Origin of the sequence: Corynebacterium sp. (assembly GCF_012838985.1) — a bacterium.
In the GTDB taxonomy this organism is placed as follows: domain Bacteria; phylum Actinomycetota; class Actinomycetes; order Mycobacteriales; family Mycobacteriaceae; genus Corynebacterium.
In genome coordinates this window covers 1-9,185 of record NZ_DUOE01000064.1, presented here as the reverse complement: position 1 = coordinate 9,185, position 9,185 = coordinate 1, and the positions used below count along the sequence as shown (strand labels likewise).

Annotated in this window: 9 protein-coding genes; 3 read left to right on the top strand and 6 right to left on the bottom strand. The window is 65.7% G+C overall.

What is annotated here, in order from left to right; all coding sequences use genetic code 11:
• Nucleotides 1–265, top strand: a 265-nt coding sequence (locus GXZ33_RS03810; protein WP_291339511.1) for a Na+/H+ antiporter subunit G, incomplete at its 5' end; no start/stop codon positions are given.
• A gap of 14 nt (nucleotides 266–279) precedes the next feature.
• On the opposite strand, the gene GXZ33_RS03805 is transcribed toward GXZ33_RS03810, so the two are convergent.
• Both GXZ33_RS03805 and GXZ33_RS03800 read right to left on the bottom strand, forming a co-directional pair.
• The gene (locus GXZ33_RS03805; RefSeq protein WP_291339510.1) at nucleotides 280–906 is read right to left on the bottom strand and encodes an Ltp family lipoprotein; all 627 of its coding nucleotides are present in this window, start codon (nucleotides 904–906) and stop codon (nucleotides 280–282) included.
• A 93-nt stretch (nucleotides 907–999) separates the two neighbouring features.
• Nucleotides 1,000–2,550, bottom strand: a complete 1,551-nt coding sequence (locus GXZ33_RS03800) for a catalase (RefSeq protein WP_291339509.1) — start codon at nucleotides 2,548–2,550, stop codon at nucleotides 1,000–1,002.
• Nucleotides 2,551–2,692: 142 nt separating this feature from the next.
• Here GXZ33_RS03800 and GXZ33_RS03795 point away from each other — a divergent pair, with 142 nt between their 5' ends.
• Nucleotides 2,693–3,241, top strand: a complete 549-nt coding sequence (locus tag GXZ33_RS03795; protein WP_291339508.1) for an RNA polymerase sigma factor — start codon at nucleotides 2,693–2,695, stop codon at nucleotides 3,239–3,241.
• 177 nt (nucleotides 3,242–3,418) lie between these two features.
• On the opposite strand, the gene GXZ33_RS03790 is transcribed toward GXZ33_RS03795, so the two are convergent.
• The 4 genes from GXZ33_RS03790 to GXZ33_RS03775 all read right to left on the bottom strand — a co-directional run bounded on the left by GXZ33_RS03790 (nucleotide 3,419) and on the right by GXZ33_RS03775 (nucleotide 8,514).
• Nucleotides 3,419–3,604: an Asd/ArgC dimerization domain-containing protein gene (locus GXZ33_RS03790; protein WP_156119392.1), complete on the bottom strand. Its 186-nt coding sequence runs from the start codon at nucleotides 3,602–3,604 to the stop codon at nucleotides 3,419–3,421.
• A gap of 76 nt (nucleotides 3,605–3,680) precedes the next feature.
• Nucleotides 3,681–5,594 (bottom strand): YPDG domain-containing protein, encoded by a 1,914-nt coding sequence (locus tag GXZ33_RS03785; RefSeq protein ID WP_291339507.1) that lies wholly within the window; start codon nucleotides 5,592–5,594, stop codon nucleotides 3,681–3,683.
• A 591-nt stretch (nucleotides 5,595–6,185) separates the two neighbouring features.
• A complete protein-coding gene (locus GXZ33_RS03780) occupies nucleotides 6,186–7,217 on the bottom strand; it encodes an aspartate-semialdehyde dehydrogenase (protein ID WP_291339506.1) in 1,032 nt (343 codons plus the stop codon).
• A gap of 31 nt (nucleotides 7,218–7,248) precedes the next feature.
• Nucleotides 7,249–8,514 carry an aspartate kinase gene (locus tag GXZ33_RS03775; protein WP_291339505.1) on the bottom strand — a complete coding sequence of 422 codons (1,266 nt, stop codon included), beginning with the start codon at nucleotides 8,512–8,514 and terminating at the stop codon, nucleotides 7,249–7,251.
• Between the two features lie 129 nt (nucleotides 8,515–8,643).
• On the opposite strand from GXZ33_RS03775, the gene GXZ33_RS03770 reads away from it, so the two are divergent.
• Nucleotides 8,644–9,185, top strand: a 542-nt coding sequence (locus GXZ33_RS03770) for a DMT family transporter (protein WP_291339504.1), incomplete at its 3' end; no start/stop codon positions are given.

Below are 9,185 nucleotides of genomic sequence, written 5' to 3'. Positions count from 1 at the left end.
CGACGCGTTGACCCGCGTCAACCTGCTGGGCCCGGTCATCGGCGTGGGGTTCCCCCTGCTCATGGTGTCCAAGCTCATCATCGACTGGTCCTCCACGGGCTTCGACCTCAACAATTTCGTCCGCGCCCTGTTGGCGATCGCCGGTGTGTGGGTCGTGGCCTCCGTCGGCTCCTATTACATGGGCCGCTCGATCTACGGCGTCACCGTCGTCGACGTCGCCCACGAGGAGGAGCGCGCCTACCGGCAGGGCACCGAGAGGGTCTAGAGGTTGGCCGCCACTTAACCCATCGCATCCGGGTAGAGGTTGTCGATCGCCCAGTTCGCCTCCTCCGGGAGGAAGCCGTGGTCGTCGATAAGCTGTTGCCGGATGTCCTCGAAGAGCATGCCTCCCTCGAGACCGTCGAGGAAGTAGGCCATCTGGAGGGCGTTCTCGTAGTAGTCCACGTTCGTGTGCTCGATGGCGTACTCGGCCTCCGCCTGGGTGAAGCCACCGCTCTTGAGGTCGCGCAGCATGCCGACGCGGGAGTGCATGGTGAACATCTTGAGTTCATTCACAGCGGAGACGGCCTGCTCATTCCAGTCCACGTCGAGCGAGTCGACGGCGCGGCGGGCATCCTGGCGGCTGAAACCCTCCTCGATGAGCGCGAACTCGAGCCCGGTCGCGGAGTAGATCTCGTAGCCGATGAGTTCCCGGGCGCGTTCCCGGGCGAAGGCCTCCGTGCCGGTGTCGATCTCCGTCGCGGTGGTCGGGCTGGGCGCGTGTCGTGTCGTCTCCGTGCTCCCGCTGCTTTCCGACGCCGTGACGGTCTCCGTCACCACCGGGCCCGGCGTTGGTGCGGGTTGGACGCAGGCACTTCCAACGCTGAGCGCCAGGATCATCGCGGGGAGGACTCGCAGTCGCTTCATACCTTCATCGTGGCACGTCTGTAGCGTGGTTTCCGCGGAATGCGAGAGCCCCGGAGTCACTGGGGCTCCGGGGCTGCCACGTGGGGGTGGGTGTTACTTCAGCTTGGCGAACTCCGCCTTGACGACGGCACCCAGGTTCTCGTCGACGTTGGTCCAGTACTGGTAGACGCGCTGCTCGGTGTCCGCGGAGACACCCTGCATGGCGCCGGCGATGTTCTCGGCGAGACGCTGCTTGGCGGCATCGTCGAGCACCTCGCGGTAGAGGGTGCCGGCCTGGCCGAAGTCGTCATCCTCCGGATGCTTGACGTAGGCGGCGCGGACCAGGTCGGTGCCGTGCGGGTCCGGGTTGACGTAGATGTCGGCGGCCTGGCCGTAGGACTCGTGGTTGGAGGAGGAGTCCTCGCCGTTGTCCAGGTAGCCGGCACCCTTGTCGAAGCGGTTCGGCGAGTAGGTCGGCTGGTCCTCGTCGTCGAAGAAGTACGCCATCGGGCCGCGGTTGCTGTAGGTGTTGACGTCGTTGAGCGGACGGTTCACCGGCAGGTCACGGTAGTTGGGTCCGATGCGGTAGCGCTGCTGGTCGGCGTACGCGAAGACGCGGGCCTGGAGCATGCGGTCCGGGGACAGGCCGATGCCCGGGACGATGTTGCCCGGGTCGAGTGCGATCTGCTCGATCTGCGCGAAGTGGTTGCGCGGGTTGCGGTTGAGCACGAAGTGGCCGACGTCGATGCGCGGGTAGTCCTTCTTGGACCAGGTCTTGGTCAGGTCGAAGGGGTTCCAGCGGTACTTCTCGGCGTCCTCGAACGGCATGATCTGCACCTTGACGTCCCAGACGGGATAGTCGCCGCGCTCGATGGCCTCGTAGAGGTCCTGGCGGTGGTGGTCGGCGTTCTTGCCGGCCATCTCCTCGGCCTCGGCGGCGGTGAAGTTCTCCACGCCCTGACGGGAGAGGAAGTGGTACTTCACCCAGAAGGCCTCGCCTGCCTCGTTGACCCACTGGAAGGTGTGGGAGCCGTAGCCGTTCATGTGGCGGGTGGTCTTCGGGGTGCCGCGGTCGCCCATGAGGTAGGTGACCTGGTGCGCGGACTCCGGGGTGCGGGTCCAGAAGTCCCACTGCATGTCGGCGTCACGCAGGCCGTTGCGGCCGAGGCGCTTCTGGGAGTGGATGAAGTCCGGGAACTTCACGCCGTCGCGGAGGAAGAACACCGGGGTGTTGTTGCCGACGATGTCGTAGTTGCCGTCCTCGGTGTAGAAGCGCATGGCGAAGCCGTGCACGTCGCGCCAGGTGTCGGGGGAGCCCTTCTCACCGGCGACCGTCGAGAAGCGGATGCCCATCGGGGTGACCGTGCCGGGCTGGAAGAGCTTCGCCTTGGTGTACTGGGACACGTCGGCGGTGACGTGGAGCTCTCCGAAGGCGCCGTGACCCTTGGCGTGGGGGATACGCTCCGGGACGTTCTCGCGGTTGAAGTGCGCGAGCTTCTCGATGAGGTGGATGTCATTGAGAATGTTGGGACCCTGCGGGCCCGCGGTGACGGAGATGTTCTCGGACGGAACCGGCGCGCCGTTGTGGCGGGTGGTGGTGCCGGTGACCTTGGGGCGCAGGCCGCGCTCGACGATCTCGTTGGCCTTGGAGTTCTGGTCGCTCATGGCTCCTCTTTCTGGATTGATAATTTATTCCACCTATTGGCGGGGCTTGGTTAATAGCCTAGGCCCATATTGTGACCCGTGCAACCACCACCGTACCTATCGAAAACTAATCCTGCCGTTTGCCCTGGTAACGTCTGTATCCGTGACCAAGCACTCCGCCCACGAAGACGCTCGCGTCACCGACCTGGCACTACGCGCCGGACGCGGTGACCGCGAGGCTCTCACGGAGTTCATCCGCGCCACCCAGGACGACGTCTGGCGCCTCCTCGCCCACCTGGGCGGCCGCGACATCGCCGACGACCTCACGCAGGAGACCTACCTCCGCGTCATGAGCGCACTCCCCCGCTTCGCCGCCCGCTCCTCGGCACGCACCTGGCTGCTGTCCCTCGCGCGGCGCGTGTGGGTGGACAACATCCGCCACGACATGGCACGCCCCCGCAAATCGATCACCGAATACGAGGACGCCGCCGCCACCACCCCCGTGGAGGGCGCCAACGCCGCGTCCTGGTCCGAGTGGATCGACGTACGCGCGCTTATCGACGCCCTCCCCGAGGAACGCCGCGAAGCCCTCATCCTCACCCAGGTCCTGGGCTACACCTACGAGGAGGCCGCGAAGATCGCCGGCGTCCGCATCGGCACCATCCGCTCCCGCGTCGCCCGGGCCCGCAAGGACCTCATCGAGTCCAGCTGACCCCCCGAAACGCGGCAACGCCCGCCCTCCCCGAAGGGAGCTCGGGCGTTGCGCCTCACTGCCGGCAGCCGGCAGAGACGTCAGGGACTTAAGCCGGGAGGCAGTTTTCCACGACGTGCTTGAGCGCCAGACCACCGACGGTCAGCAACACAGCTGCGCCAGCGACCTGACCGATGTTCACGCCGCATCCTCGCGCGGGTTGTCACCGGAGACAACCAGGGCCAGGCCCTTGTTGTCGTCGATGGACTGATCCTGACGGATACGGCTGACCAGGGAGGTGTCCTTGCCGACGACCTCCAGCGGAGTGGGGACGTCGAGCGCGTAGAGGCCGGGGCGTTCAGAAACGAACGCGGTCCACAACACACGGTCCTCACCAGAAGAAAAATCGTCCGCCCCTCCAGTGGGAGGGACGGACGATTGTGATCAGCCGAGGCGGAAACTAGCCGCGCGGCACGCAGCTGTCGTAGAGGTACTTGCCCACGAGGCCGCCGATGGTGAGCAGTGCAGCGGCACCCACTGCCTGCCCCACGGTGGCTCCGTGCTTCTGCAGCTCAGCGTTGACCTGAGCCATGAAGTTGGCGGTGTTCGGGTCGTGGATGCCGGACTGCTGCTGAATGTCCGTGTTGAAGGACTGCAGCTGTGCCTGAGCGTTGGCGACCAGCGGGGACAGACCCGGGATATTCACCTGGGTGGCCAGACCGATCGGCAGGAGAGCCAGCAGGGGGATGCCGACGGTGGCGGCGGCCTGGACGCAACGTGCGTCGGAGGAGCCACCCTGACCGGTGCCGTCAGCGGAGGAACCCGGGAACGAGGAGGATTCATCACCCTCGTCATCCACGGAGGAGCCCAGCAGTGCAGAGGAGCCGGTCAGGAGAGCGGAGGAACCTGCCACGATTGCGGAGGAGCCGTCGATACCGTCCTTGCCGTCCTCACCGATGACCTTGCCGACGTTCTCCTCGCGGCCATCGCTGTAGGTGATCCACAGTTCACCGTTGATGATCTCGGTCTTGACGATGCTGATGCCGTCCTGGCCCGGAGCACCCGGCTCACCCTTGACGTTGCCGAGGTTCTCCTCGTACGGCTGGCCGTCGGAACCGTTGTAGTTCCAGACGACGATCAGGTCACCGTCGTCGTTGATGTAGAAGCGCACGATCCGGGCGGCGACCTCGACGCGGGCGGTCGTCTCAGCGTAGACGTCACCGTTGGGCAGCGTGATGACGACGCCGATCTCGTGGTTCTCACGCGGCTGTGCATCAGCCGGCGGGGTGACGGTCAGGCGACCGGTGTTCTTGTCAATCTCGACGGTCCAGCCGGCCGGAACAGTTCCCTCATCGATGGAGTACTCGGAACCAGCCGGGACGAACGGGTCACCGGTCTGGTTGACCTCCACCGGGGTACCGGGGCTGGTGTAGGAATCGTCGTAGGAGGGCTGGCCCTCCACGCGGGCGATACCTGCGTTCACGCCGCGGAACTCGCGGTCGGTACCGAACTGCGGGGTGTCATTGTCGAAGGTCATCGGATCAGTGACACCCTCAGCGTTGACGTGGGAGTCCGGGCCCTGGGTGAAGATGTATCCCGGCAGAGCCTCCGGACGCTCGAAGTGGACGGTGTAGGTGTCCATGTCGACTTCGCCGAAACGGTACTGGCCGGTGTGGTTGGTCACCGTCTGCTGGACGATCTCGCCCGCAGCGTTGATGAGGTAGACCGGCACACCCGGACGCGGCAGCTCGCCCGCATCCCAGACACCGTCAGCATCGGTGTCGTTGAAGGCGCGGCCGTCGATGGCGCAGGCACGGTCAGCGGTGATGTTCACCTTGAGGGTGCTCACCGGTCCGAGAACGAAGTCCGCCTTCGGGGTGACCTCAATCTGCAGGACAGAATGCTCGCCGGCATCGAAACGCCCGATGTCACCGGTGACGGTGGTCTGGCCCGCGGAGTTCGTGGACACGATGACGTTGTTCCACTTCTTGCGGTGCTGCTCGGACTCCGGAGAACCTGTGTTGGTGGAGCTGTCGGTGATGTAACCACCGTTGGCGCGGGCGTTCGCCACACCGTAGTCGGGGTTCTTCTCCACGGAGAAGTAGACGAGCACATCGCTGTCGTAGATCAGGTTGTTTTCATCACGCTGCGCAACTTCAAAGCCCTCGGGGAGGGTCACCGTCAGCTGGGCGTTCTGGAGCGGCTCGGCGGTGCCGAACGGGATACGCCAGTTGAAGTTCTGCCAGTCCCCGGTCTTGTACTTCCAGTGCTGGGCGGCCGCGCCGGCGTCACCGTATTCGTTCGGGCTGGTGTTGACCAGGAAACCCTCGAGCGAACCCACATCGGTCGCCTTGCTGGTGTCCAGCTCACCCACGGCGTTGAAGTCGATCTTGCAGGCGTCGGTGAGATTGCCCTGCTCGGGCTACTGAGCGGCGACGGGGCTGGTCGCGACCGCGACACCTCCGAACGCCATGGCCACTGCAGAGACGACTGCAGTGACCTTCTTCTTGAGACTCATAGTCCGTCCTCAATCAGTTGTCGTGTGACGTGGGCGTTGCCGGCGAACCGGTGGTCACCCAGGCCATCAAGGAGGCTCAGCATTCATATCTACTGAGTTATGACACAGGTCAATTGAACCTACATTTCACGGCTCCCGCAACATTTCCTCACAATTCGCTGCGGAAAGACCCCAATTCTGGGGACAAGCTGAGCGTCCAGCGGAGTTCCGGGGCGAAATACGAGATCAGCAGGGATCCCTGTTCCTGAGAAAATCCTCCATTGTCCGGCAGTGAACCGCCAAACGAGGAACGGGAACCCCGATACCCGCCCGACGCCGCATGCCGACGCCCCAGGACACCACAAGAATTGTCTGGACAGAATGAAGGCCTCCCCTACCAGACCACCGACAAGAACGGGCCCCTCACCACAACATGGTGAGGGGCCCGATATCAGTGGAGGCGGTGGACTACACCAGCAGCTCCGCGATCTGCACCGTGTTCAGCGCCGCGCCCTTGCGCAGGTTGTCACCGGAGACAACCAGGACCAGGCCCTTGTTGTCGTCGATGGACTGGTCCTGACGGATACGCCCGACCAGGGAGGTGTCCTTGCCGGCGGCCTCCAGCGGGGTGGGGACGTCGACAAGCTCGACACCCGGGGCGTCGGCCAGCAGAGCCTTGGCCTCGTCGACGGTGATCGGACGCTCGAACTCGGCGTGGATGGTCAGGGTGTGACCGGTGAACACCGGCACACGGACGCAGGTGCCGGCGACGCGCAGACCCGGGATGTCCAGGATCTTGCGGGACTCGTTGCGCAGCTTCTGCTCCTCATCCGTCTCCAGGGAGCCGTCATCGACCAGCGCGCCGGCCAGCGGCAGGGCGTTGTAGGCGATCGGGGCGACGTAGGGGCCCAGGTCGGCCGGGGCCTCACCGGAGGCGCCGTGGACCAGGTTGACGTTGTCCTCGCCGATGGCGGCGGTCTGCTTCGCCAGGGTCTCCACACCGGCGAGGCCGGAGCCGGAGACAGCCTGGTAGGAGGAGACGTGCAGGCGGAGCAGGCCGGCGGCGTCGTGCAGCGGCTTGAGCACCGGCATGGCGGCCATGGTGGTGCAGTTCGGGTTGGCGACGATGCCCTTGGCCGGGCTCTTCGCCTCATCACCGTTGACCTCGGCGACGACGAGCGGGACCTCGTCGTCCTTGCGCCATGCGGAGGAGTTGTCGATGACGGTCGCGCCGGCCTCGGCGAAGACCGGGGCCCACTCGCGGGAGGTGGAACCACCGGCGGAGAAGAGGGCGATGTCGACGTCCTTGACGGACTCCGGGGTGATCTGGGTGAGGTCCTCGACGGTGATGTCCTCACCGCGGAACTCGATGACGGTGCCCGCGGAGCGCGGGGACGCGAAGAAACGGACCTTGTCGGCCGGGAAGTTGCGCTCCTCCAGGATCGAGCGCATCACGCGGCCGACCTGGCCGGTGGCACCGACGACAGCAATGGTGGTCATGAGAGTGAAAGCTCCTCTGTGGAAGGGATGTCTAGCGGCCGGTACCGGCGTAGACGGTGGCCTCGGCGTCGCCGCCGAGTTCGAACCTCTCGTGCAGGGCACGGACGGCGGCGTCCAGGTCCGCCTCACGGGTGAGCACCGAGATGCGGATCTCCGAGGTGGAGATCAGCTCGATGTTCACGCCGGCGTCACGGAGAGCCTCCGTGAAGTCGGCGGTGACGCCCGGGTGGGACTTCATGCCGGCACCGACGAGGGAGACCTTGCCCACCTGGTCGTCGTAAAGCACGTTGGACCAGCCGCTCTTCGCCTGCATCTTCTTGAGCAGCTCGATGGCACGGGGGCCGTCGGCGCGCGGGCAGGTGAAGGTGATGTCGGTCGTGCCGTCCTCCAGGGAGGAGACGTTCTGCAGGACCATGTCGATGTTGATCTCCGCGTCGGCGATGGCACGGAACACCACGGCGGCCTCGCCCGGCTTGTCAGGGATGCCCAGGATGGTGACCTTGGCTTCGGAGCTGTCGGTGGCGACACCGGTGAGGGTTGCTTCTTCCACGGGGATATCCTCCATCGACCCGGACACCAGGGTGCCGGGATCATTACTGTAAGACGAGCGAACTCGCAGGGGAACATTGAAAGCGCGTGCGTACTCGACGGCACGCAGAACCAGGATCTTCGAGCCGACGGCCGCCAGCTCCAGCATCTCCTCGAAGGAGAGCTTGTCCAGCTTCTGGGCGTTGGGCACGATGCGCGGATCGGCGGTGTAGATGCCGTCGACGTCGGAGTAGATCTCGCACACGTCGGCGTTGAGCGCTGCCGCCAGGGCCACCGCCGTGGTGTCGGAACCGCCACGCCCCAGGGTGGTGACGTCGCGGGTCTCCTTGTTCACGCCCTGGAAGCCGGCGACGATGCAGATCTTGCCTTCGTCGAGAGCCTCACGCACACGTCCCGGCGTGACGCCGACGATACGGGCGTTGCCGTGCCGCTCGGTGGTGAGCACGCCGGCCTGGGAACCGGTGAAGGACTGGGCCTGTGCGCCGAGCGATGAGATGGCCATCGCGACCAGCGCGTTCGAGATGCGCTCACCCGCGGTGAGCAGCATGTCCATCTCACGGGCCGGCGGGACCGGGTTCACCTGGGCGGCGAGGTCCAGGAGCTCATCCGTGGTGTCGCCCATGGCGGAACACACGACGACGACGTCGTTGCCGGCTTTTTTCGTGGCGACGATCCGTTCGGCTACAGCGCGGATCCGCTCCGCGGTCTCCAGAGAGGAGCCTCCATATTTCTGAACGATCAGAGCCACCGTGTAGGCCGCCTTTCGTCTCGGGTGCCAAAGTTCTGCTTCATCGTACCCGTACCCCGGGTCGTCCGAGTAGTTGAGTGCACGGGCCCTGACCCTGCGGAAAGACCTCCGTTCACTATGGTGGATGAGGTGCACAGCAATCTGCTGGCCGTGCTGTTCGCACTGGCCTCCGCCCTCACCATCGCGTGGGGAACCGTGGTGCGCCACCGCATCGCGGAAGAGGCCCCCGCCGACGGCTCCCTCAAGGGTTCGCCCTTCTGGAACGCCATCAGCCGCCCGCTGTGGTGGGCGGGCACCGGCACCGCCCTGCTGGGGTACGGGCTGCAGGTGGTGGCGCTGGCGTTCGGCACGCTGCTGGTGGTCCAGCCGATCCTCGTGCTCTCCCTCATGTTCACCCTGCCGCTGGCCGCGAAATACGACGGCCGCCGCATCTCCGGGCACGAGCTCTTCTGGGCGGGTGTGCTCACCGTCGGCGTCACCGTCCTAGTCATGCTGGGCCGCCCCCTGCCCGGCGATCCGCAGCCCCCGCTCGAACGGTGGCTGCCCGCCCTGGCGGTCGGTGCGGTGGTGCTCATCACGCTGGAGCGGGTGGCACAGAAGCAGATCCGCCGGGAGAAGGCCCTGCTCCTGGGTATCGTCACCGGTGCCCTCTTCGGTTACGTCGCTGTGCT